Genomic DNA, 25,774 nt, shown 5'->3' with positions numbered 1-25,774 from the left:
CGATTTTATTTTTTTGATGTTACTAATAATTGACTTATATACCCTGAAACAATCAAAGTTACTACCGTGCTTGCAACTACTAAAAGGAATATACTACTGCCCTTACTGAAAAGAAAGGACCCGTATTCCATCAGCCCTGTTGTTGAAGGAATTAGAAATAACGGTAAAAATATGATTAACTTTTCCGCACCTTCCTCAAACCACTTTAATGGTAAAATACGAGTAGAAAGGAGCAGAAACAGCATTAACATCCCTATTAAACTTCCTGGCATTGATAGATGGAATACTCCTTGAATCCAGGTACCAACTAAGCTAAATACATATAGGACGACTACTTGAAGTAAAAGCGTGACGTACTTCATTTCTTTCCCTCATTTCAATATTACGCATCTCTATTTTGAAATCTCATTTAACGTTTCCGCAAACCTCGTCATTCCCAGTTGAATTTGTTCGATATTTACTCTCCCAAAAGTAAAACGAATATATTCATTCTTAGTACCTAAAACACTTCCTGGGACAAATGCTACACCATTTCGTATCGATTCACCTAATAAATGATATTCATCAAACGTTCCTTGCACTTTGCACCATAAATGTATTCCACCCTCTGGAACAAAAAATTCAACCTGATCCCCTAATATTTCTTCAAGCTTTCTAATTAACGCATCTCTTCTGTCTTTCAAATGTCCACGAAGCATTGTAATATGTGCATGAAAATCTTCTGATTCTAAAAATTGATTTGCCACCCACTGTGTAAATACGCTATGGCCAAAATCAACTTGCTGCTTCGCATCCGCTAAACGCTCTATTACACGCGTAGGGCCAATTACCCAGCCAATACGTAATCCTGATGCAACAACTTTTGATAATGAACTTATATAAAGAACATTCCCGTTTTGATCCATTGATTTTAATGTTGGATTCATTTCTCCATTAAATGAAGTTAAACTATAAGGATCATCTTCTACAATCGGTATACCGAATTCAGAAGACAGTTCTAAAATCTTTTTACGTCTTGCTAATGAAAGCACAGTTCCAGTTGGATTTTGATAATCCGGATTTAAAAATACCATACGAATACGATGCTTTTTATGCAAATCAATTAAGTCATCTGGATTCATTCCATGCTGATCAACAGGTAAATGGAATATTTTTAAGCCAGCAGATTTAAACATCGGCAGTGAAAAACAATACGAAGGGTCCTCAATTGCAATCGCATCGCCGGGTTTTAATAAGCATTGAACGATAAGATTAAGTGCCTGTTGCGCTCCAGATGTAATAAGGATAGAATTCGAATCTGCTTCAATTTGTTTATATTGCTGAACATGTGCTGCAATTGTTTTTCTCAACATTTCATTTCCAAGTGGATGGTCATAGCCCAGGTTTTCCATAAATGTTTTCTCGGACAAAATCGTTCGGAATCTATCACTCGGAATTAATTCTGGTGACAATTCACCACTCGCTAAATTAATTAAGTCATCTTTTTGTGTTTCCGTTCGAATTTGTTGAACGAGTGGTACATTAGGTAAGAACGATCCATCCTCAACGTACCTACCCCAGTTCGGTATTCGTTTATGTGAAACACCCCATATGTCTGTATTCACCCGTGTTCCGCTTCCTTTTTGCCGTTCCACTACTCCAAGTGATTTTAATTCTTCATATGCAGCTACTATCGTACTCCTGTTCACCTGTAATTCTTTTGCTAACATACGCTCAGAAGGTAACTTGCTGTCAGAAGGAAACTCACCTGAAGAAATACCCCTTTCAATATAATCCGCTATTTGTTTATATACAGGCGTCTTATCTGCACGATTTGGTTTCCATTTCACCCTGTTGCCTCCCCTCAAAACGAACTATACTTTACTCACTAATAACAGTATTCACTGTAACTATAGTATTAATTAAGCCCACGATTTAAAAATCTTTCTACCGTCATATTAAAGCTGATCGGCTGTTCTAAATAAGGTAAGTGTCCACTATTTTTAAACTCAATGAAAGTTGTATTTTTCAAACGTCTTTCAAACTCTCTTACATATTTCTCGGGAACGAAATCATCATTTTCCCCTCTTATAATTAAAGTAGGACATGAAATATTTGAAAGAAATGGTCTTTGATCATAATCTACTAATTCAGCAAATAATCTTTGAATATGCACCGGATTAATAGACTGTAAAGATTGATAAAATCCCCTGACAATTACTTCATTATTTGCTACTCCCATTGCCTTCAACAATGTATCCGCCCATGTTTTCCCATTATCATGCAAGCTAAGTAAATCATATACTTCAAGTCGTTTTTTTCGATCTTCAGGCTCCAAATAGGGAAATGCATTTACAACAATTAAGCTAGAAACAAAACCTGGATATTGAATAGCAAAATCGATACCGGCTCTAGCACCTTTTGACAGACCACAAATGACTACTTTTTGTAGCTTTAAATAACTGCATAATTCATACAAAACATTTGCATATTCTTTAAACGGAAATTCCAGCCCTTCAGATTTCCCATGCCCCGGTAAATCAAGAGAAATCACTGTCCAATTCTCTTTGAAATATTGCCTTTGATATAGCCAATTGTTTGCGTTTCCACCAAGACCGTGTAATAACAATATAACAGGACCCGATCCTTCTATATTGTAAGAAATTTTTCGATTCTTATATTCAAAATACATATTCATCACCTTCAGCTTTAACATCACTTATTCTTATCTTTGAATGAATATATCCAGAACGGTTCTTGTTCTAACCATTCAACTGTTTCTCGCACACCATCTTCATACTCTCTTTTCAGTTCCGTTACTTTAGTCGCAAATTGTGATGCATGTGCTTGCAATGCCTCGAGCTTTTTTGGAACATATTCTTTCACTTCATTTTTAAAATGCGGATTACCTATTTCCGCTTCGTGATTATTTGAAAAAGCTACCGCATAAAATGTTGGCCTTTTATTTTCCGGAATATTAGCTAACGCCTCGGCTACCGCTTCTCCTGTTGCATCATGATCTGGATGAACAGCATATCCCGGATAAAAAGAAATAACCAATGAAGGATTCAATTCTTCTACACATTTTTGTATTACACGCCTTAACTCTCCGGGAGGTTCAAATTCAAGAGTTTTATCACGATATCCCATCATGCGTAAATCTTTAATCCCTAAAATATTTGTAGCCCGCTTTAGTTCTTTCTCTCGTATAGCATATAATGATTCACGTGTTGCAAAAGAAGGATTTCCCATCGCTCTCCCCATTTCACCTAACGTTAAGCAAACATAAGTAAGAGGAACATTTCGCTGCGCATAAGCTAAAATTGTACCTGCCACGCAATATGACTCATCATCTGGATGTGGAAAAACAATTAAAACGTGGCGTTCCTTTTTCATCAAAATCATACTCCTCCATCATACACAATATTAACCTTGTCCTTTAAAAGCTATTAAATCACTACCGCATACCACGTTACCCCAACAAGTAGTACGAAAAGAAGGATAATATAAATAGTTGATAAGTTTTTCACATTTCTCTTTGTAGACTTGCCGTAATTCTCCTCCACATTTCGTGCAACTAGCACGGTCCCAAACAGCGATACAATTACAATAATAACCACTAGTGAAATTGCAAAACTCATTGTATTTTCACCTCTCTAAGGAAAGTCTATTTTAATAAAGAACTTCCTCTTTAAAATGTTGATAACATACTACCTTTCTTCTCTTATCATAATAGATGTTTGTAAAAAACGGACCAACCACTTTCGTGTTTTTTTGCTCATCCACTTTGAAAATAAAAAGCAACTGATCACTTAGGAGCAGTTGCTTTTTTACACGATAAATTATTTTTATTTGAAATTAATTCGATTTAAAAGTTTAGTCTTTTCATAATGAAACATCGATTGAGATAACTCGAAAATTGTCCCGTTTACAAGACAAACTGTATTTTCAATAAGAAGCGCCGGATCACCTTCATTTAATTCTAAAAGCTTTGCATTTTCTTTATTTACTTTTTCACAACTAATAACTTTATCGGCAAAACCAATATTTAATTGTAAATCTTCAATGAAATAACTGTATACAGAGCTTAATGCTATTTCTTCATTCAAATATGGAATAATATCCTTTTTGAAATAACTTACTTCAATAGAGAATGGTTTAGCATCTACAATTCTTAAGCGCTTCAAAAAATATATCCTAGTTCCAGCTTCACATTGCATCCGCTTTGCTATCTCTTCGTCCGCATCTATTACTTCAAGCTCTAACACTTTCGTTTCAATATTTTGCGAAACGAGATTTTTCGTTAATCCACGTAAACTTCCTAAATTAATATAATCTGTTACAGAAGTTTCACGTAAAAACATACCACTACCCTGCACTTGAAAAATATAACCTCTATTCACAAGCTGACTAATTACTTTACGTATCGTATTACGGCTTACTTCAAATCGATTCATCAACGCTTCTTCTGTAGGTAGTTTTTTCGTTTCATTAAAAAGCCCGTCTCGAATGTTTTGCTCTAACACATCTGCAATTTGTTTATACTTTGCACTCATACAGTTTCTCCTAAAATACTCTTTTATCTGTTATAACTCTTCTCCTCTCGTTTCGATCACATGTTTATACCAATGAAACGAAAGTTTCTTCTTACGTTTTAAGTTATCATTATGATCGACAAAAATAAAGCCATATTGCTTTTTATATCCGTTTAACCAACTTAAAAGGTCAATCACTGACCATGCATAATAACCTTTTAAATTGATTCCCTCTTCAATTGCACGCTTTATTACTTTTAAATGCTCTTCAATAAATTTAATTCTCGGAACATCTACAATTTCTCCGTCAATGACTGGATCTTCATCACCAAGTCCATTTTCCGTTACATACATCTTTATGTCACCGTAACGCTCTTTCAACGTATGCAATCCATCTAAGAAACCTTCGGGAGATATTTCCCATCCCCATTTTGTATATGTTTTATCATCCATTTTAACCGTTCGATAAAAACTATCAAAAGAAGGATTACCTGGAGCAAGTGTTGAGCTTTCTCGAGAATGCTCCTCGCTCTTTATATCCATATCGTATCTTTCTACTCGTATTGGTTGATAATAATTCAAGCCAATAAAATCATTCTTTTCGGCATTTTGTTTAATGATTTCTAATTCTCCAACCGTCCAATTAGGAGTCCACCCTTTTTCCTTTAATTGTTGTACAACATAAGACGGATACTCGCCTTTTAAAATTGGATCATAGTACCAATACGTTTCATATTCATTCGCATGATTTGCTGCTAGTATATTTTCTTTTTGATCATCTACACTATAAGCAGGTAAGAAAACATGTGTAATCCCAATTTCCCCATACTGTTTCAGCTGCTTGTACACCGCAACTGTTTTCGCATGCGCATAAAATACATAATGAGTCGCTTGAAAATACTTTGGAACATCATTTTGTATTCCTGGTGGATGTGCACCTTTTAAATAGCCTAATCCACAAAACATTACTGTTTCATTAAAAGTAATCCAATGTTTTACTCTATCCCCAAATGCCTTAAAGCAAATTTCTGCATACTTTACAAAAGCCTCTGCTGTTCGTTTATTCGTCCACCCACCATCTTTTTCTAACGGTAATGGTAGATCCCAATGATATAAAGTGACAAACGGTACAATTCCGTACTTTAAACATTCATCAATTAAATTGTTATAAAATTTAATTCCTTTTTCATTTACCTCTCCATCTCCAGTCGGCAATATTCTCGCCCAAGAAATCGAAAAACGATACGATTCCAATCCCATCTCAGCCATTAAACGAACATCTTCCTTATATCGATGATAATGATCAACCGCTACATCACCATTTGTTCCATTGTATGTTTTGCCAGGAATTTTTGAAAACTCATCCCAATTCGTAACACCTTTTCCATCATCATTCCATGCACCTTCTACTTGATAAGAAGCTGAAGCAGCTCCGAATAAAAAATCATGTGGAAACTTCATAGTATATACCTCCATTTTATTAGAATAAATCAAATTCATTATTACATATAAAATTTATAGGTACAAATTTAAATAATTATTATATAATAAGTTTCTGCTTTTCACTATAATTAAACATAGCATTCACACCATTTATAAAAAAAAGAACCTATGAAGGTCCTTTTTTTAATTGCGCAACGCAGCAATATTGAGTATCTTAAAGTTTATATTAATGATAAATGTTAACAGACTTATTCTTCAATAATGAATTGTGAAATTAGCATTTCTAAATTTTCGACTTTCTTTTTCATTTCATTAGATTTCGTCGTTATTTCTTGAATCAATGTGGCTTGTGCTTGAATTGATTGTACCGTTCGATTCGTTTCTTGTGCGACTTGTGTTGCAGTCTCAGAAACTATTGATAAAGAGGCATTCACTTCTTCTGTCCCAGCAGACATTTCTTCTGTGGCAGCAGACACTTCTTGAATTTGAGACGTTATTCTATTAATATCTTGCATAATAGATGAAAATGCGAGTTCTGCCTTATGTGCTGCTTCTTTACCACCACTAGCCTGTTCTTGACCTTTTTTCATTACATGAACTGTATCCTGTGTATCTTGATGTATAAAACGTATTAAATTATTTATATCATTTACAGATGTTTTAGATTTCTCAGCCAGACCTCTTACTTCAGCTGCAACTACTGCAAATCCTTTTCCATTTTCTCCGGCGCGTGCTGCCTCAATTGCAGCATTTAAGGCGAGTAAATTCGTTTGTTCCGCAATATTAGTAATAATATCTAGCGCTTCTTCAATTTGTTGTGTACGTGTAACAAGTCTATCAATGACCTTAGAAGTTTCTTCGACAACTTCATTCACACTATTCATTTGACGAATAGATTGTTTTATAACTTCACTACCAGAATTTGCTTGGTCTATTGTTGCAACAGCAACTTCAGCAACCATCGCTGAAGATTCAGCTACCGTTTGAACTCCAGTTGTAATTTCTTCCATCGAAGTTGAACTTTCTTGAATACTAGTCACTTGTCCCTTTATTTCTTTATTTATTTCAGAAGTAGTTCGAACAACCTCGTTTGATATATGTGCTGCCGTTTTTGTCTCTTGTAGCATATTTTCAGTTGAAATAATCACTTCTTTCGCTGTGACCTTCACCTGACCGACTAATTGTTGCAAGTTATCTAACATACTATTAAAGGATTGTACAATATGGCCTAATTCGTTCTCGGATTTATAAGAAGTTCGAATTGTTAAATCTCCAGCAGATACTCGTTCCATATCTTTTTGTAATAATACAATAGGTTTTTTTATAGCATTTTTTATTATAAAACCAATAAAAATGATTATTATGATTCCAACAAATGAAATAATTATAAATATTATTTTTGTATTTTTCACACTATTAACATTCTCTTTTTGTAGTTGTTCAGCCGCGGTATTATTATATAAAATAAGTTCACGAATAGACTGAATTGTTTTTCCCATATTAGGCTCAATTTCTTTTAAATAATAGCTATACGCTTCTTCATTATTAGTCAGTCCCAAGTCCTGTGCTTTCTTCATTTGTATTCTTAAATCTTTGAATTGACTTTGGAATGCATTATACAAGTCCTTTTCTTTATGAGAACTAATTCTAGTTTCAAATTGTTTTAATAAATCATCATTTTCTTTCCTAGTTTTATCCATTTCTGTTATTAGTTCTTTCATTCTTTTTTCATCTTTCGATATCATAATCTCCATAAAATTCATATTAACATGGTAAAAATTTGATTCTACAGTTCCTATCCATTCAATTGGTAATAGCCTTTCATCATACATACTAGAAGATGTATTTTCACCTTTTTGAAGCCCTAAAAACCCCAGTGAAGATAACATGATACAAGCAAAACTCGATATAATGACTAACACATTTAATTTCGTTCCTATTTTACTATTTTTAATAAAAGACAACAAATCCACCTCATCTGTATATTATATTTATGTGTTTTATATTACAATAATAATCGACATTTATCGAAATTTTTTTCGTATCGATCTTATAACTGCATTAAATTATTATATAAACCTATTCAAAGAACTTTGATTCTCATAATATCAAATACTAAAAAGTCTTATGGGAATTCCACAAGACTTTTAATAGCGTTACATTGTTTCTATGAAATTATGGTGAAAATTAAAGCGACTTATTAGTTCTTATAACTTCTTGATAGAGAATCGGTGACCATTTATCACTAATATAATCTTGGATAATCCAACCAACTCTTTTTGAATCCTCTTGTTTAATATATGCCGCAATTTCAGGATTTATATAAGAGGCATAGTAATATGGACTATTCCATGCTGTACCACCAGAAGACAAGCTTGTAAAATTAATATATAGATGATTTAAATCCTCACTATTGTTCATCGTTTCATTTATCGTATCTTTAATAGATTTTACTTTCTCATCATAACTCACTTTATATTTATCTTGTACTGTTACATTTACATTTTGATTTACAGTTGTAGTAAACGTCTCATTATCTGGCCAATAAAAATTATTATATCCTCCAGATTCATTACTACCACTATATCTTTTTAGTAGTACAATTTTCCCACGAGCATCTCCCAATTTTATATTTCCGTCTGTTTTTAAAAAGATAGGATCAACAAAATATTTTTTTTCAAACGTACTACTAAATGAACCTTCTGCCCCTTTCATATCCTCATACTCTTTTTTTAAAGACATAATAATCGTTTCACTTGGGTTATCTTTTAGAAATTGTTTCGCTTCGTTTATGAATTCATGCATTGTTACATAAAGGTATAATGGCCCATGATGAAGTACTACCGTATTATCGTCTGTTAAACGTCCTCTTATATCAAAAATTCTAGCTCCATGATCCATTTGGTAACGAAAATCATATTCTTGCGTCATTCCCCATACTTGCTTAATCGGATTTTGCAACTTGAACGTTCCACTATCATGTGTTCCTGGAATTGAAATTCGTGCTAACGGGATATTATCAGGTATAGGTTGCATCCATTTTGACCAATTTTCAAGCTCATTAACAGAGATAGCCGCAACTACTTGCTTATCATGTAACGCAAATACAAATGTGATAAATATCGTACTACATATGAATAATTTCAAAATAAATTTCTTACTGCTCATTATTCTTCCTCCTTTTTCCCTTTTATATCAAACTTATTGAATATAATATAATCTGGTAAGTAAAAAATAAATAACATTTTATAAGTATGAAATATTGCATAGAAGTAAAGTTAAAAAGTCATTCACATATCCTGAGTTAGAAAAATTTAAAGGAACTTCATCTGAAGTTCCTTTCGTTTAATTTATGTTCAATACATATGAACCATCTTTATTCTCATACTTATAGACGTATAAATAATATTTACCTGGCTTTGCATTATAAGTTCCTTTAACTACATTTCCTTCATTTTCACCATATGCTACATAGTTATTTAAATCTGATTCATGATGAAGTACCCATGTCATTCCGATATTTTGTTCATTTAGTAGAGAAATATTAATATTTTCTGGTAAGTCAATTTGGAAAGTAAATACATCTACATTATCCCTATTATGTAGCGTTCCTTTCACCGGTGTATGAATGTTAACTTTATTTGCCTGTCTAGGCTCATTATTTGGTTCATTTTCTGTTACTTGTAACTCATTCCCACCGTTTGGTTTTCTTTGTCCATACCCTAAGTTTACTAGTATAGACTTCAAATCTGGTAAAACACCAATTTTATCTAAATATGGATCTTTAGATTTTGTTCCTGTGTTGTGGTTGCTTAATATTGCTCTTAGTTCACTTGGTCTATATGGTTGTCCTAAATTTTCTTTAGCAATGCTTTGTACTAAAGTCGCTGCTCCGGCAATAATAGGCGAAGCACTCGATGTGCCACTAAAGCTAGATGTATAAAGATTTACAGCACTTCGACTTTGCTCAGCTGTAGTTGTATCTACGTTTTCTCCCCAGCCATACACATCAATACGGCTTCCATAATTCGAAAACCACATGCGCTCGTGAGGGAAAGATGAAGAGCCCGCTCCTACCATAATTGCACCTGAATCTTTAAAATCTTTACTATTGCGATTTAAAATTTGTTTACCATTTCTATCTTTAAATTGATCTAAATCATTCCAACCATTTGCTCCAGCCTCTATAATGACAACACCTTTATCTGTACCAGCACGAATTGCATCAAAGATATCTGGTTGTACTTCAACAGGTAAATATTTATCACCATATCCATCAAAGGAAGCTTGTGCCTCTAATAATAAAACATCCCCAGCTTCTAAATGATTTACAGCACTTAATATTGCATCAGCTGTATTATACTGTCCGTTATCTCTTATTTGAGAAATCACCTTTGCTTTCGCTTTTGGCGCAATCCCAATATTCCCAACTTCATTGTCCTCAGAGGATACAATTCCTAGTACAGACGTCCCATGGCCGACATGTTGATCTATATTTATTCCAGACATTAATTCAATATTTTGATGTACTAAATCCTCATGATTTAATAACCAACCATATTCCATATCAACAAAAGTTATACCATTTCCATTTCCACCTTGAACTCCCCAGGCGAAAGACGCATTAATACCGTATGGGGCTGCTTCAAGATATCCTTGTTTTTTAAATCTAGGATTATTATTAGGATTAAGAGATACATTTGATGGTTGTACTTCTGGTGGCGTTATTTTTTCTTGTTTCTTCATATACACATCTTCTATTAAAGAAGATGCCTTTAGCTTATCTACTAGTTCTTCTTCATGCCCACTATTTTGATTTCGAAGAATATAGTAGTTTAATAAACTTGTAGATACATTATTAGGTGCTTTCACTTCAAGGTCTTGTATTTCTTCTGGACTTACAGATGTAAATAAACGAGTAAATGTTGCATCTGGATATTCTACCAAAAGATCTTCTAGTACTTTGTCACTTGCTTGATCTTGTATCTGTTTTTCAATACCATCTTCATATGGCAATTTCAAATCTGCTCTAAATTTTACAATGATTTGCTTACCTGCTTCTTGCTCTATTCCTAATTTACCCTGCTGTTCTATAGAATCAGCATTTACAATATTGACAATACCTCCTATTCCTAAACATATTGAAATGATTACAACTGAAACAGATATTCTTTTAAATATATTCATTACATCACTCCTCCAATTGACAAACTATTAAATCATTATATTAATCTATAATGATTTAATTTCTATAACATATAAAGTTATCCTTCTACTAAATAGATTATAGTAATCAGCAATATGAACTTCAATGTATTTTCATATGCAATATTTCATATTCGGACTCTAAACTAACTAAATAAGAAACTTATAATGATTATTTATTTTATACGTGCTAATATACTTATATTAAAATATTATACATATAAATTCTGAACTACATTACTTAACTGTTTCACCTTATTTTTCCTAGGAGGATTTACAATGAAATTATTAAAAATAAAACATATAATCCCTTTATCTGCAGCTGCAATTACATTCGTATGTAATCAAAGTACAGCTGAAGCTTCTACCATTCACACAGTAAAAAAGAATGATACACTTTGGGGCATTAGTAAACAATACGGCGTTTCAATACAATCCATTAAACAGGCTAATAATAAAGGAAACGATCAAACTTTCATTGGCGAACAGTTAAATATTCCAGGGTCCACGAACTCAAATGAAATTACCGTTCGTCAAAACGTCAAACCTGCAAACATTTCTGGACAAATTATTTATCAAGTACAACAGGGAGATTCATTAGAAACGATAGCAAAGCGTTACAATGTTACCGTTCAATCTATAAAACAAATCAACAATACAGTCGGAAACAAACTTTATACGGGACAACATTTGAAAATTAACTCAAGCATTTCAGAAAGAGAAAAAGACTTAATGGCACGCTTAGTTACCGCTGAAGCAGGTGGCGAATCCTATAAAGGAAAAGTGGCTGTAGCAAAAGTTATACTAAATCGTGTAAACGCAAAAGGTTTTCCAAATACAATAACAGGCGTTATTTATGAACCTATTAAACACGGATATGCATTTACTCCTGTTACAGATGGAAGAATTAATCATCCTGCGAGCCCAGAAGCAAAAATGGCAGTAGAAGAGGCTATCTCCACAAATGGAATACATTCTGATTGGCTTTATTTCTATAACCCAAAAACATCAACAGACAAATGGATTACGACACGTCAAACAGTAGCAGTAATCGGTAACCATGTCTTCGCTAAATAAGATTTGAAATCATTAACAGACCTCTTCACTTTAAAGGTCTGTTTTTTATATGTAAAATTTTATTAATCATATGACATAGTGATCCTTTAAAACCATTTCTTCTTTCAAATAAAAACATTTGTATTTACTTCACCCATCGGAGAAATTAAAAAAGCATCAAGTTCAAAAACTCTCTCTTTATTAATAAAAGCTATTTCTTAACTTCATAAAATTGTTATACACTAGAAAAATAAAAAACAAACTATTCGTTAGCAGGTGAAAGAAAATGTATGATGTTACAATTATCGGTGCTGGAGTAAGTAGCATTTTTATGGCTTATTCACTAGCTAAAAGTAACAAAAAGGTTTTAATTCTTGATAAAGGTAAGGCGCTAGAAGATCGCCATTGTCCTTTAGACCAAGGAAAAGTGTGTAATTGTACTACATGCGATAAATATTTTGGGTTTGGTGGTTTAGGAAAATCTGAAGGGAAATTTAATTATACAAACGGATTTGGCGGAGAACTTGAGCAAAAAGTCGGTAAAGAAGGCTTTATACAACTTATGGCTGAAGTAGATGAAATTCTATGTCAGTTCGGAGGAAGTTCTGTTTCAAAATATTCTACGGAAAATCCAACTCTTAATAAGAGAGCTGAAGCGTGCGGTTTACAAATGCTAACAACAGAAGTAAGGCACCTTGGCACTACACTTTCAAGTGACATTTTTCAGCAGCTCTATGAATTTTTACTTACGAAAATAAATATACAATTTCATATAGATGTACAACACATTATGAAACAGAAAGATCATTTTACAATAGAGACAAATGAAGGAACAGTTCAATCTAAGCAACTAGTATTTGCAACTGGACGTTCCGGAGCGGATTGGTTAAAAGAAATGTGCACTTCTCTAAATATTTCTCAAGAACAAATTCGTGTAGATTTAGGTATTAGAGTAGAGATGAAAGAACACCAATTACGCTCTATATTAAAAGATACATTTGAGACAAAACTTTCTTATGAGCATGAAGATTTCACAGCAACTACGTACTGTATGAATCCAAAAGGACGTATTATTAGAAAGTACGAAGAAGGTTTAGTTATGCCTGACGGTCAAAATTTTCGGGAGAAAGGAACTGGCACACCTAACTTAAATTTCACTTTATTTATCCCGCGCTATTTTTCAACTCTCAAAGAAGCAAATGTATACGCAAGTTCAATTATAAAAAACATTAACCAAGGACGAGATCGGATTGTTATACAGCGCTTAGAGGACTTACTAAAAAAACAACCTACAACAGCGAACGACATGAAACATAACCGTATACAGCCTACACTAAAAGGAGATTATGGAGATTTGAATACAGAAATTCCTCCATTATATATTAAAGGACTTAAAGAATTTTTATTACGCTTAGAACAATTTATCCAAGAACCGATCGATAAAGATACTTTATTATATGGAATTGACGGAAAGTTCTATGCTCCTACGATAAAAATCAATAACCATTTTGAAACAAGTGTGCATGGACTATTTTTAGTTGGAGATTGTTCAGGCGTCACTCATTCATTATCTCAAGCCGCTGCAAGTGGGTTGTATGTTGGAAAATATTTATATGACAATTAAATTCTTTCATTAAGATAGCAATCAAATATTTTAACTTCCATAATGCTTTATTTATGTACCTTATCGTCCCCCCGCTAACGATTATCCCGCAAAGAATCGGGATTTTACGAGATACATATCTAATATAACCGTGTATGTAAAACTATTGACATTCAATTCTAACAAATTGAATGTCAACAGTTTTAAAAGCCTCTATTCATTTCCACCTTCATTTGTTCGATATTTTGTAACATCACCATAGTGTTTAATATGTTAGGATGTCTATAAGTATTTTTTACTACAACTATGACTTTTTCTGCTCTGTTCTAAAAAAACAGATTTATGCTTTAAAATTCCCTATTGTATGTATATGAATACTTTATATTATTACCTTTAGAAACCATTAGCTAAATGGTTCATTACACTCTAATAGTTATAAAAATATAATATATAACACAAGTTAAATAAATTGTATAAAGAAGGAGTAAAAATGAAAAATAAAATCAATTTACAAATGCAAAATATAAGCTTTGTTTTAATAATTGCTTTAGCAGTATGGTTAAAAACATATCTTATTACAAGGTTCAGTTTTGATTTAAAAATTGAGTCTTCTACACAAGAGCTTATTTTGTTTATTAGCCCTCTCGCTGCATCATTAGCTTTTGTCGGATTAGCATTATTTACAACCGGTGAAAAGCGAAATTATATCGCGCTATGTATTAACTTCTTATTAACAATCGTACTCGTTGGAAATGTAATGTTCTATGATTTTTATAGTGATTTTGTTACGTTACCAGTACTTGGACAAACATCAAACTTTGGTCAATTAGGCGGCAGTATTATAGAAATATTGAACTACAAAATTATTCTCGCATTCGTAGACATTATTTTCTTCTTTATTTTATTAAAGAAGAAGTCATTAGTCTTCCAAACAGGACGCGTAACTCATTCCGCACGCTTGTTATATTTTCTCTTAACGATTGGTGTATTTTTTGTAAATCTACATCTTGCAGAAAAAGAGCGACCGGAACTATTAACGAGATCATTCGACCGAGTCATGCTTGTTAAAAACTTAGGACTATACACGCATCAAGTTTATGATTTAACACTGCAAGTAAAAGCAGGGTCACAAAAGGCACTTGCTGATAGTAGTAAATTACAAGAAACTGAAAACTACGTAAAGGCAAACCAAAGTGAGCCAAACCCTAATATGTTTGGTGCAGCGAAAGGAAAAAACGTAATTGTCGTTACTCTTGAATCCCTGCAAACCTTTTTAATAGGCGCATCAGTTAACGGCCAAGAAGTTACGCCATTCTTGAATGAATTCATAAATGAAAGCTATTACTTTGATAACTTTTTCCATCAAACTGGACAAGGAAAAACATCCGATTCTGAATTTCTAATCGATACGTCGTTGTATCCATTAAATCGAGGAGCTGTATTTTTCACACACGGTAACAATGATTATACTGCGACTCCAGAAATTTTACGTCAGCAAGGTTATTTCACTTCTGTATTCCATGCGAATAACGCCACATTTTGGAATCGTAATATCATGTACTCTGCTCTCGGTTATGATCGTTACTATAATGAACTTGATTACAAAATTACGCCCGAAACAAATTTAAATTGGGGATTAAAAGATATCGAATACTTTGATCAATCAGTAGATATATTAAAAACTGTTGATCAACCATTTTACGCTCGTTTCCTTACTTTAACGAACCATTATCCATTTACGTATGATGAAGATACAAAATTCATTGAACCATATAACTCTGGTAATGGTGTATTTGATCGTTATATCGTAACAGCACGTTACTTAGACGAATCCATTAAAAAATTTATTGAGCGTTTAAAAGCCGAGGGAATGTATGATGATTCTATTATTGTGTTATACGGTGATCATTATGGCATTTCTGAAAAACATAATCGTGCAATGGCACAGTTTTTAGAAAAAGATCAAATAACCGAATTTGATACTTTAAATTTACAACGCACACCTTTATATATTCATGTCCCTGGACAAACAGAAGGTCAAACGATTTCAAAGCCTACGGGACAAATCGATATGAAACCTACTATTCTAAATTTATTAGGGATTGATACTACGAACGATATCCGTTTTGGCCATGATATGTTTTCAGATGAATATACCGGTTTTGTTGTTTTACGTGATGGTAGCTTTATTACAGACAAGTATGCCTACAAAAACAACACTTTCTATGACCGCATAACAGGTGAAATTGTAGATTTACCAAAAAAAGAAGCACAAGCACTCATTAACCGTGCACAAAATGAATTAAGAATGTCTGACAAAATTATTGAAGGCGATTTATTACGTTTCTCAGAAAGTAATAAAATTAAAACTGGCGAAGTACAAACTAAAATTAAAGAGACTAAAAAATAATCTTAATATGAAAAGGGAGCAACTCATTGCAGTTGCTCCCTTTTACTCTCTTATAACATGCGATGCAATTTCAAATAAACAATCTTATATATTTTACTTTTATTCTACACTTGTTTCTAAAGTTACATCTGTATAAGTATAATCATCACCTATATTTAAAATCACTTCACATTGACGTAATCTCAATTCAAAGAGCATGATAGAATCATGATAAACTTCAGGATTTGATTTCATTTTATGTAACATCTCCTGTTTTTCTTGTATTTCTAATTGTGTATTTTCTACAGCTTGTTTCAAGGAGTTAAATGGATTCCTAAAGAATATATGAATATCTCGCTCTTGTGTGTTTTCAAATAGCTCAAATTGCAAGAAAAATTTCTTCATAATAGAATCCGTTACCTCGGTATAATCTTCATTTTCTACATACTGTTTGTATTTGTTATATAGCATAGCTTTGTTTTTAGGAAGAACTCCAAATAATTTACCGGCACTTTTCAGTAAAAATTGTGCTGGCGTAAATCGACGTAAAATATTTACTTCATCCATTTGTATTCTAGTCGTCATTCTGTCAGTATCTCTGCGCCAGTCATCTAGCACTTTAAAATCACATTCTAACTGTACTCGATTTTCTCCAAATAAAGAATTAAGTCCTTCACTAAGTTCTTCTAAGTACGATTGACTTTGAAGGAGCTCATTATTAGAAGTTGCAATCCAATTTTGCATAGAAAGAGCAAGATTAGGTAATACAGTTTGTTCTAAATATTTATGCACTCTTTCATTCATTGCTTTATTTAGTTCCATATCCATATGACCGAAATCGCTTTCTTCACTCATTAAATCTGAACAACCCTGTAATATCTTCGGAATATTTTCAGTAAGATCATTCGCAATTTCAGTTTTCATTGTACGATATGATTGTGTAATGAAATGAATTTTTTCCCTCTCAAATGCAGTAAGGTTATTAATGCTACCGTTTAGTTTCACTAGCATATCTTCATTCCAATTCATAGTATCCACTAGATTATTTTCTTTCTCAACGCGTTTATCCAAAAGATATGTAATTGTTTTTCGAATGAAAAACAATAGCTTTTCAGTACGTTCTGCATCGATATTTTTATGTTTAAAGTTAAAGTGAACAAACTCTGTTAATTCATTCAATTGTTGACTACTTGTATATAACGAAGAGTAAGGGAAAATCCTCGCATGCGGGAAATATGTGTTTATTCTCGCTGCTGTATCATGTAATACTCTTTTCACTTCTGCTTCACTATAAATGTTATCGATTTTATTTAATAAGAAATGCACTTGTAAATTTGGTGTATGTTCTTGAATGCTTAATAGAATATCACGCTCTTTATCAGTAAAAGGTGAATCCGCATTCAATACAAATAATAATTCATCCACAGAATTCAGATATTCAAATACCTCATCCCTAGTGTCGTTATTCCTATTAAAGCCAGGTGTAACTACAAATGTAAGTTTATTTTCACTTAAAAATCTGCATGGTAATTTAAATTCAACACATGCTCTATCTCTATATGTTTGATGGTGCTGAGACATCATATTATGGTAATCAGAGATATCTTCCGTTGTTGTAATTGCAGCGTCTGTTATGGCGTTAATTTCTGTATGAGCATCATTTTTTAAAACTACTACATTTGAAATTGATTTTTCTAATATATTTTCTCCTAATATAGAGTTGATAAATGTAGTTTTTCCGTTCCCTGAAGTTCCCGTTACTAAAATACGATTTGTTCTTAAATCTGCGAGTTCGTCAACTAACCATCTAAATCGGTGACCTATTTCTATATTGTGCTTTTGTGCCCACTGTGTAATAGATTCAAAAAGATGTAAACTGTACTCTAAACCATTCACATGATTAATAGAATATGACAGCAGGTTTTCCGCATGTTTTATATTTGCTGAATCTATTTGGGAAGGAAAACTCTCATCCCATGCCAATACAGCTGCTGATGGAAATACAGCATAAGACGGATTAACTACTTTTAACCAATTTGTTAAAAGATTTGGAATGATATCGTGTAATTGTCTAAGCATATATTTCCCTTGAATTAATACAAAGTATGTTTCTTCGTAAAGAGAAGAAATTTTGTCCCATATATCGGACGAATGTATTTCAATATGTAAGAAAAATTCATTTATTGTGTTAAGCCACAATAAGTAATTTTGTTCATTTCTGTAACTGTTCCAAAGTGATGAAACCATTTGTGTAAATTGTACTTGATCTATATTATTTAATGTAACTAATGCATCATAAAAATAATCTGGTGAAATATGTTTAGTAAACCCTTTATCGATATATCCTTTTAACACCTCAAACCATGGATAAGATTCTGTTCGAATTAACTCATTCACAGCAAGCTCTACAGCACTATCAAAATCTTGTTGTTCCTCATAAAAGGAACGGGCAATTTTTGTGACATTCGGATAATCGGGATTTAAAGTAACTGCTTCTTTAATAACAGCGAAAGCTGAGTCAAAATTATTTTGCTCGATATAAAGAGAAAGTAATTGCAGTCCAATTTCAGTCATCAATATTTTATTATCAGTAGTAATGGAAGTATAAACATTTTCAGCAACTGATAATTGATTCAGTTCGAAATAAGCATCCGCAATATTTTTTTGTGCCCATGGTTCTAATTCATTACGAACCTTCTCCCATTTAAAAATAGCTGCTTCAAAATCTTGATGACGATAGTAAAATTCACCTTGTGCAAAACGAATGTAAGATCCATCCGAAATCTCATTTTTTTCTTCGTTTACATAAACTTCTCCAAGTACGTCAAGAGGTTGTTTTGTTTCATTCTCCATTAGGAATGTTTCATAATACATCTTTTTTATTAATTGTTTTTCTACTCTCATCTTTTCCCCCACTATATCTTGAAAATACATTTTTAAGATATGTCAATACTTTTTGTATGTATGCTTTTTATCTTAACAAAGAATATCTTCTGGAAAATTTCATTTTCCTTTCATTTTTCAAGTTAGATTGAATTTTTATGAGAAAAATTTCAGTTTTTTTTCAATTTCCTTTCAGTTATGAAACAGCATTAAATGTTCCTAATAACCTAATAACACTATAATCTCCTGCATTATATTATCAAGAAAAACCTATATATACCATATTATAAAAACAATTTATAACGAATATATATGCAAAATTATCTTCCCTAACAAATAAAAGAAATCTTTATCATATATTTCTCAAATTATTTTCCTTTGAAATATTTCAGTAGTTTCGTAATTAAATTCCATTAAGCTATATAAATAACTAGTCCCAAAAAAATCTATATGCATATCATGTTATAGTAAAGAATTCAGGAAATCCTAAGAAGGAGGCATTTTCATGTTTGAAGATAAATCTAAAATAAATTACCCATATGAATTTACTGAAACTACAACAGTTCCTCTAAAGAACCCCATCAATAAAACATACAAAAACGGCTCAGGCACACATAACTTCCCCATTAAGAAGCACTATAAAGAACAGGTGCTATATACTGAAAAAATTAATAATAATAAAAATAAATAATCATATTGATCCTTATAACAATTAGCCAAATAAGAATCAATATTTGGCCATGCATAGTTATGTGTTTCATAATGTAGAAATCTTTATTATACAATTTACGTACCTTTAAAAAGTGCTGATATACGGCGCTTTTTTATACATAGATAATGGAAGAACAAAAAAGGTATGGATATTTTCCATACCTTTTTGTTCTTTACTATTTATAAATAAAGTACTTCCATGTTTATTTTACTTAATGGTACTTTAATAGGCCTTCTAGAAGTTATTGGATTGAATTTATATCCCTTCCAATCCCTACTTTTTATAGGCCGTTATTGCTCTATTATATATTTTTTTAAATTTACCAAACGCAGTTTCAAAGCAACTTAGTTTTCATAAAATATTTTTTGTTTCCGTTGGAACGGATAGACTTTAATCTCATCTGCATCTAAATTTTCATGAAATAAATGAATGGCTATAATTTGTCTACAATCGTAAGTATGATAATAATATGTTCCGGACTCCATACACATTACGCTTGTATAAATGGTATTATCTAATGCACCTTCTTCTGTTATTACTCCGCCTTTAGGAACCTCGCAATTTGATAAGATATGAAATAGGGCCGATACTCCCTCTTCTTCACTATCTATACCTTGAATGTTTTGTTTACCATATGCTGCTCGCACAAACCTTGATGGCGGAGTGAAGTCCCCTGGAAGTCCCATTGAACCTGAGCCCTGACCAAAAGCACTTAATGGTACATTACTCCACTCAGTTGGTGCGAATGGCTGCGATTTAAGGCCTATATATTGCCTTAAATTTTGCAAATGCCAATTAAACTCCGGACTATTCGTCATCACTCCTAGTGGGTTATCATACATTTTTAATCCTTCATTTGTCGGCTCCAGTACAATACAATCTCCCCATTTATCCGCTAAAATCCAATGTAGTGGTGGCGTAAGTCCTAAATCCGGTAATGGTATATCCAAAAAGGTAAGGCTATCTACAGATTTCTTTAACTCTTTGACAGAATTGAATTGCGTGAGACTCCAAGTCACAAAATCAAATGGAGCCAAATTCGTTTTGTTGTCATCTATGCTTTGACTATAAGCAGCGAATCCTGGAAAATAGAGTGTTGCACATGTCATACCAGCTTCATTTACTCCGTCCGCCATAATGACCCTTCCGTGATGATTAATCCCCATTCCGACCGTAGCATGTTTCGTATTAATAATTTCACCAGTTATATTATTCCACTGGTAATGTCGAGGAATGATTATTACTTCTTGATTCATATCTAATGTGAAGTCCATCGTTCTTGCAAAAAGATGCTGACCGTTTTTTGTCTGTAATGTCAAACTAGTACACATAAAGAACACCCCGTTTTATGGTTTTATCTACACTTTACATAATTCCGATAAATCTGTAAATTAAAAACCTCTTTCCTTACAAAAATTGGTAAAGCACATATACATTACAAATAGGTTGAGGTTATCTCTAGTTGATAAATGAATTATATTAAAAAGGAGCGACTTGTTATAATCTGTACCCTCTCTACTACACTGATATTTCCAAAACAACTTTTGCACCGCGCAGCTTTTCCGAATTACTTAAGTAAAGGTTTCCACCGTGCTGCTTTGCAAAGTTTTTAGCAATGTATAAACCCATTCCATGATGATTTTTAGAGTTTCTACTTTTATCTCCTCTATAAAACTGCTCTGTAGCTGAATTTATTTCCTCTTCTGTAAATCCTCTTCCCGAGTCCTCTACAATAAATTGCAGTTTTTCACTAATCATTTCCACTGAAAACATCAAGTCACCATTTGTTGGAGAATATTCAATTGCATTCATCATTATATTCATAATAGCCCTTTTCAAAGCAGTCTCGTCAACATGAATCAAATTTGGTATATCCTGAACATTTTTAATTAGATTTAACTGTTTGTCCAAAACACAAATTGCACTTTCTTCTATAATATTACTAATAAATTTATGTAGATCTATTTGCTTAAATTGAAGTGAAGTGCCTTCTTCACATTTCGTAATGTCGAGTAAAGTTTTCATATACAGTTCCATCTCATCAACACTTTTCAAAATATGCTCATTACATTTCTTCTGATTTGAATCTAGCGTTGATTCATTTAGTAGCTCGGCATTCCCTCTCAGTATCGTTAATGGTGTCTTAATATCATGTGCCAAAGCAGCAATTTGCTCTCTTCTATTCGTTTCCATATCCCACTGTGTACGTAAGGAACTATTCAATTCATCTTTCATTTTTACTAAAGAATTTAATACTTCATTCACTTCTATTATTTTAGATTGTTCTACTCGAAAATCTAAATCTTCCTTTTGAATTTTATCCGTTACATTTCTCAAAATCAGCATTTCCTTTGACAATGATTTACCAAAATAGCGAGATAGAAATATCACTTCAGCAACAAATAATAGAATAAAAAGGACAATTTCACAAACTTCCGGACTCGGTAAATACTTCTGCAAAAAAGGGTTTTTAAAATTTGCATGTAAAGTATATAGAATGACACAAACATCTTTATCGCGTTCTATAATTGCATAGTAGTACTTACTATCGCCTTTTTCATCATTCTGCATGTTATTCCATATTTGCTCCGCATAATCTTTATTTATACTCCCTTGAATAGCGTTTCCTGAAAAATCATACACTGCATATTTATATTGTTTTAAAATTTGATCATCGTCCTGTTCAGCTTTAACTATGGCGTCTCTTTGCGACTCAATCTGTTTCTCATAATAATTTGCTGGAAGGATTATCTCTGTGTTAACTCCAATTTGGAATAGAATCATAAAAAAAGTAACTAATGCAATCGTCCCTATTGAAAATGCAAAGATATACCGGATTAATATTTTGCTAAGGTTGACTTGTTTTTTTACTTTCTCCATTTATAACCAATTCCCCATACTGTTTCTATTGGATTCATGTCATGCTTACATAATTTTTGACGAATATTTTTAATATGTTCTACAATTACTTGGTTATCACTTTCTCCCTCATATCCGAAAACATTTTCGTAAATCTTTTCTCTTGAAAATACTTGCCCATGATTCAAAGCTAAATATTCACAAATTCCGTACTCACTTTTCGTAAATGCGATAGATGTATCTTCATGCCATATTTCTTTACATGATAGATGAAATGTAAGACCTGATAGAAAAAATGCATTTTGCTTTTCTCTATGCTCACGCCTTACATGTGCAGACACCCTCGCACGCAGTTCTCCAATTCCAAAAGGTTTTGTAATATAGTCATCTCCGCCAAGGCTAAGCCCTGTAATCAGATCCTTCTCCATTGTTTTGGCAGTTAGAAACACAATTGGACTATCGACCAAATCTCGTATTTCCTTACACAGTGCAAATCCATCTATTTCTGGCATCATGACATCTAATAGAATTAAATCATAATGACAAAATTTATCCTTTGATATTGTAAGAGGATTACTAACGGCCGTTACCTCATGACCTTCTTTCTCTAAAGCACTTTTAATAATATAAAGGATACCGTCCTCATCATCAATTGCTAATATTCTTGCCATATAGAATCTCCCCCTCGTTTCCATTATAATACAAATGCATTTACATTTCTTTGCGTCCTTCATAAAAGGAAAACCACATAAGGGAAATAACAAATGCAATGATCGTGAAACAAACGCAAATCACCGCTCCCATTTTTGCCTCTACTTGTAAGACATGAATAGAATCGGGACTCAATTTGTGTTCCAAAAAATAATTGCATAATCTCACACTCCACGCACATGGCGTGTATTTCCAAATCACATCTCCCATCCCTGTAAGCATTAAAGCTGCCAGCAAGATTTCTATAATTCCAATCCCAATGGAAGTACCTTTACTAAAACGAAAATTTAAGAACAGATGCCATATATACATAAAGATTTGACAACCAAAAAGAATGAAGGAAATTTCAACATACAAAGCAAATGGAAAGTCATTTTGTCCTAACAGAAAATGACACCCTACCGCAAACCCAACGACTGCCAACATAGTTGAACAAAACCCACATATTAAAAGTAAACATACTTTACTAATAAATGCTTTACGCCTTCCGTATTCCGTTGATAAAAGTTCTTTAAAATTCGCTGCCACAGCCTCTTGTTCCACAACAGAAGAACACACAATGCTAATTAGCAACGGAAAAGATATCGATAATACTTGAATATATCCTGAAACCTTGTTTATAGAATCAACTTTTGAAATGGAAGAATAACTTAAAAAAAGAGCAATACCGATGATTGGCATCGCTATATGTATCCAGAAAAAAAACGTATGTTTCATTTTTATAAAATCGGCTCTTAATATTCTCGACCAGACTGTCATTTTATTTTGCCTCCTGCTTTTCAAACCATTTTGCCGTCATATAAGTGAACAAAATGAACAACACGACAGAAATTGCCACGCCTGGCAGAATTGCATCGTAGGAAAGGAGTTCTGGTTTGAACGTTACACTTCCGGTTTCTGCATATAAACCATTTGGTAGTATTTTTAAAATAGGAACCATAAGTCTACTTGGATATGTGTATGGACTAATCATCCAAATATTTTCTGTTGCTAATACAACCCCAAAAAGTCCATTTGCCCCTATATTCAATAAAAGTGTCGGAAATAGACCTAATTTATTACCTAAAAACAAACATATCGGAATTTGCCACATAAAAGTAACGATTAAAAGAACACTTCCTACTAGCGCATTTACTGTAGGAATGATTCGGAAATTCTCCTTATTTAATAGTAAACTAGATAACTGGATTCCACAGAAAAAAAGTATGCATGAAAAGCTCAAAATCCCTAAAATTAGTAATACTTTAGAAATCCATACTCGTTTTAATGAAACTGGTAACGATAAGATAGAACGATTATTCATTTTATTATCTTTCTCCGCAAGAAGTACACAACTTAAAGAAATCATTCCTGGAAGCATCGTAATGTACCACCAGTTGTAACTAGATAATTGAAAATAATCCGCCGATAATAAAAAAGCAATTAGTATTGTAGCAAATGGAACTAGCCATATAAGTTTGTTCAAAAAAGTATGTTTAATTTTAATTTTTTCAGATGCAATATATAGATTCATTTCTTATGCCTCCCTTCTGTACTTTCCAGCCACTTGTACAAATAAATCTTCTAGGTCATCATCCTTATTCAGTTTCCCCTGATACCCCAATACACCGCCTGAGATAATCCCAACATGATCTGCAATTTGACTTACTTCGCTTAAAATATGACTGGATAAAATGACAGTAATTCCTTTTGCGGGAAAGGAAAGGATTAGTTTTCTTAATTCCTGAATCCCAAAAGGATCTAGTCCATTCATCGGTTCATCTAATATTAAAAACTTCGGATGATTCAGCAATGCAATTGCAATTCCCAATCTTTGCTTCATCCCCATAGAAAATTCCCTCGCTTTTTTCCTATCTGTATTCTCTAGCTCCACAACATGCAATACTTCATCAATCCTTGATTTAGGCAAACCTAAAACAGTCGTACGAACCTGCAGATTTTCTCTTGCTGTTAAATTTTCATAAAGTGGCGGAGACTCAATTAAAGCACCAATAGAATGTAAATCTTGCCGCGTCCATTTATGACCATCAAAATAAATCTCACCAGAAGTAGGTATAAGCATACCTGTTATCATTTTTAAAGTTGTCGATTTCCCTGCCCCATTAGGACCTAACAATCCATAAATTGCATATTTCGGTACAGAAAGCGAAATATTTTGTACTACACTTTGCTTTCTAAATGTTTTACAAAGATTTTTTGTTTCTAACATAATCTCATTCATCCTAAACTTCCTCCTCGTATATTGTAATTCTAGAGTAAACGACAATTATAAGGATTCTATAAGGAAAAGAAAAAACATAGAGAGAAAAAGAAGTTTTCACATGCAACCTGCATAAAACTATGAATTCATATGATTTTTCTATACTTGGTTACGGATGAATAATTTATTAAACAAAAAA

General features: G+C 32.7%; 21 protein-coding genes. 4 read left to right on the top strand and 17 right to left on the bottom strand.

What is annotated here, in order from left to right; all coding sequences use genetic code 11:
• Nucleotides 1–5: 5 nt before the first annotated feature.
• From QCI44_RS09000 to QCI44_RS08955, 10 genes are all read right to left on the bottom strand, one after another.
• Nucleotides 6–362, bottom strand: coding sequence for a CidA/LrgA family holin-like protein (locus QCI44_RS09000; RefSeq protein WP_016086668.1), 357 nt, complete (start codon nucleotides 360–362; stop codon nucleotides 6–8).
• A gap of 30 nt (nucleotides 363–392) precedes the next feature.
• The gene (gene pdxR, locus QCI44_RS08995) at nucleotides 393–1,829 is read right to left on the bottom strand and encodes a MocR-like pyridoxine biosynthesis transcription factor PdxR (RefSeq protein ID WP_353811075.1); all 1,437 of its coding nucleotides are present in this window, start codon (nucleotides 1,827–1,829) and stop codon (nucleotides 393–395) included.
• 68 nt (nucleotides 1,830–1,897) lie between these two features.
• Nucleotides 1,898–2,671 carry an alpha/beta fold hydrolase gene (locus QCI44_RS08990; RefSeq protein WP_016135211.1) on the bottom strand — a complete coding sequence of 258 codons (774 nt, stop codon included), beginning with the start codon at nucleotides 2,669–2,671 and terminating at the stop codon, nucleotides 1,898–1,900.
• 23 nt (nucleotides 2,672–2,694) lie between these two features.
• Nucleotides 2,695–3,375, bottom strand: a complete 681-nt coding sequence (bshB2, locus tag QCI44_RS08985) for a bacillithiol biosynthesis deacetylase BshB2 (RefSeq protein ID WP_098560228.1) — start codon at nucleotides 3,373–3,375, stop codon at nucleotides 2,695–2,697.
• Nucleotides 3,376–3,428: 53 nt separating this feature from the next.
• A complete protein-coding gene (locus QCI44_RS08980; protein WP_000006467.1) occupies nucleotides 3,429–3,620 on the bottom strand; it encodes a hypothetical protein in 192 nt (63 codons plus the stop codon).
• 207 nt (nucleotides 3,621–3,827) lie between these two features.
• Nucleotides 3,828–4,535 carry a GntR family transcriptional regulator gene (locus QCI44_RS08975; protein ID WP_016135213.1) on the bottom strand — a complete coding sequence of 236 codons (708 nt, stop codon included), beginning with the start codon at nucleotides 4,533–4,535 and terminating at the stop codon, nucleotides 3,828–3,830.
• 30 nt (nucleotides 4,536–4,565) lie between these two features.
• Nucleotides 4,566–5,975, bottom strand: coding sequence for a GH1 family beta-glucosidase (locus QCI44_RS08970; protein ID WP_016135214.1), 1,410 nt, complete (start codon nucleotides 5,973–5,975; stop codon nucleotides 4,566–4,568).
• A gap of 230 nt (nucleotides 5,976–6,205) precedes the next feature.
• Nucleotides 6,206–7,921, bottom strand: a complete 1,716-nt coding sequence (locus tag QCI44_RS08965; RefSeq protein WP_016135215.1) for a methyl-accepting chemotaxis protein — start codon at nucleotides 7,919–7,921, stop codon at nucleotides 6,206–6,208.
• Nucleotides 7,922–8,144: 223 nt separating this feature from the next.
• The gene (locus tag QCI44_RS08960; protein ID WP_016135216.1) at nucleotides 8,145–9,125 is read right to left on the bottom strand and encodes a phosphatidylinositol-specific phospholipase C; all 981 of its coding nucleotides are present in this window, start codon (nucleotides 9,123–9,125) and stop codon (nucleotides 8,145–8,147) included.
• A gap of 177 nt (nucleotides 9,126–9,302) precedes the next feature.
• On the bottom strand, nucleotides 9,303–11,144 hold the full coding sequence (locus QCI44_RS08955) for a S8 family peptidase (protein WP_016135217.1): 1,842 nt from the start codon (nucleotides 11,142–11,144) through the stop codon (nucleotides 9,303–9,305).
• 297 nt (nucleotides 11,145–11,441) lie between these two features.
• Here QCI44_RS08955 and QCI44_RS08950 point away from each other — a divergent pair, with 297 nt between their 5' ends.
• The 3 genes from QCI44_RS08950 to QCI44_RS08940 all read left to right on the top strand — a co-directional run bounded on the left by QCI44_RS08950 (nucleotide 11,442) and on the right by QCI44_RS08940 (nucleotide 16,231).
• A complete protein-coding gene (locus QCI44_RS08950) occupies nucleotides 11,442–12,239 on the top strand; it encodes a cell wall hydrolase (protein WP_016135218.1) in 798 nt (265 codons plus the stop codon).
• A 265-nt stretch (nucleotides 12,240–12,504) separates the two neighbouring features.
• Nucleotides 12,505–13,842: an NAD(P)/FAD-dependent oxidoreductase gene (locus tag QCI44_RS08945; RefSeq protein WP_016135219.1), complete on the top strand. Its 1,338-nt coding sequence runs from the start codon at nucleotides 12,505–12,507 to the stop codon at nucleotides 13,840–13,842.
• Between the two features lie 469 nt (nucleotides 13,843–14,311).
• Nucleotides 14,312–16,231 (top strand): LTA synthase family protein, encoded by a 1,920-nt coding sequence (locus tag QCI44_RS08940; RefSeq protein ID WP_016135220.1) that lies wholly within the window; start codon nucleotides 14,312–14,314, stop codon nucleotides 16,229–16,231.
• 99 nt (nucleotides 16,232–16,330) lie between these two features.
• Here QCI44_RS08940 and QCI44_RS08935 read toward each other — a convergent pair whose 3' ends face one another.
• On the bottom strand, nucleotides 16,331–19,144 hold the full coding sequence (locus QCI44_RS08935) for a dynamin family protein (RefSeq protein ID WP_116349041.1): 2,814 nt from the start codon (nucleotides 19,142–19,144) through the stop codon (nucleotides 16,331–16,333).
• Between the two features lie 454 nt (nucleotides 19,145–19,598).
• Between QCI44_RS08935 and QCI44_RS08930 the strand changes: the two genes are divergently transcribed.
• A complete protein-coding gene (locus QCI44_RS08930) occupies nucleotides 19,599–19,784 on the top strand; it encodes a hypothetical protein (RefSeq protein ID WP_016086655.1) in 186 nt (61 codons plus the stop codon).
• Between the two features lie 365 nt (nucleotides 19,785–20,149).
• Here the strand turns inward: QCI44_RS08930 and QCI44_RS08925 are convergent, their stop codons facing one another.
• From QCI44_RS08925 to QCI44_RS08900, 6 genes are all read right to left on the bottom strand, one after another.
• On the bottom strand, nucleotides 20,150–21,136 hold the full coding sequence (locus tag QCI44_RS08925) for a choloylglycine hydrolase family protein (RefSeq protein WP_016135222.1): 987 nt from the start codon (nucleotides 21,134–21,136) through the stop codon (nucleotides 20,150–20,152).
• Nucleotides 21,137–21,323: 187 nt separating this feature from the next.
• Complete coding sequence (locus QCI44_RS08920) at nucleotides 21,324–22,685, bottom strand: sensor histidine kinase (RefSeq protein ID WP_016135223.1); 1,362 nt, start codon at nucleotides 22,683–22,685, stop codon at nucleotides 21,324–21,326.
• Complete coding sequence (locus QCI44_RS08915) at nucleotides 22,673–23,335, bottom strand: response regulator transcription factor (RefSeq protein WP_016135224.1); 663 nt, start codon at nucleotides 23,333–23,335, stop codon at nucleotides 22,673–22,675. Before QCI44_RS08915 ends, QCI44_RS08920 begins: the two co-directional genes overlap by 13 nt.
• A 40-nt stretch (nucleotides 23,336–23,375) precedes the next feature.
• A complete protein-coding gene (locus QCI44_RS08910; RefSeq protein ID WP_016135225.1) occupies nucleotides 23,376–24,134 on the bottom strand; it encodes a lantibiotic immunity ABC transporter MutG family permease subunit in 759 nt (252 codons plus the stop codon).
• Nucleotide 24,135: 1 nt separating this feature from the next.
• On the bottom strand, nucleotides 24,136–24,888 hold the full coding sequence (locus tag QCI44_RS08905) for a lantibiotic immunity ABC transporter MutE/EpiE family permease subunit (RefSeq protein ID WP_016135226.1): 753 nt from the start codon (nucleotides 24,886–24,888) through the stop codon (nucleotides 24,136–24,138).
• Between the two features lie 3 nt (nucleotides 24,889–24,891).
• Entirely contained in the window at nucleotides 24,892–25,596 is a 705-nt protein-coding gene (locus QCI44_RS08900) for a lantibiotic protection ABC transporter ATP-binding protein (protein ID WP_016135227.1), read from the bottom strand.
• Between the last annotated feature and the right edge of the window lie 178 nt (nucleotides 25,597–25,774).

This window comes from Bacillus cereus group sp. RP37, from assembly GCF_040459695.1.
Classification (GTDB): Bacteria; Bacillota; Bacilli; order Bacillales; family Bacillaceae_G; genus Bacillus_A.
This window is presented reverse-complemented; position numbering and strand designations above follow the sequence as displayed.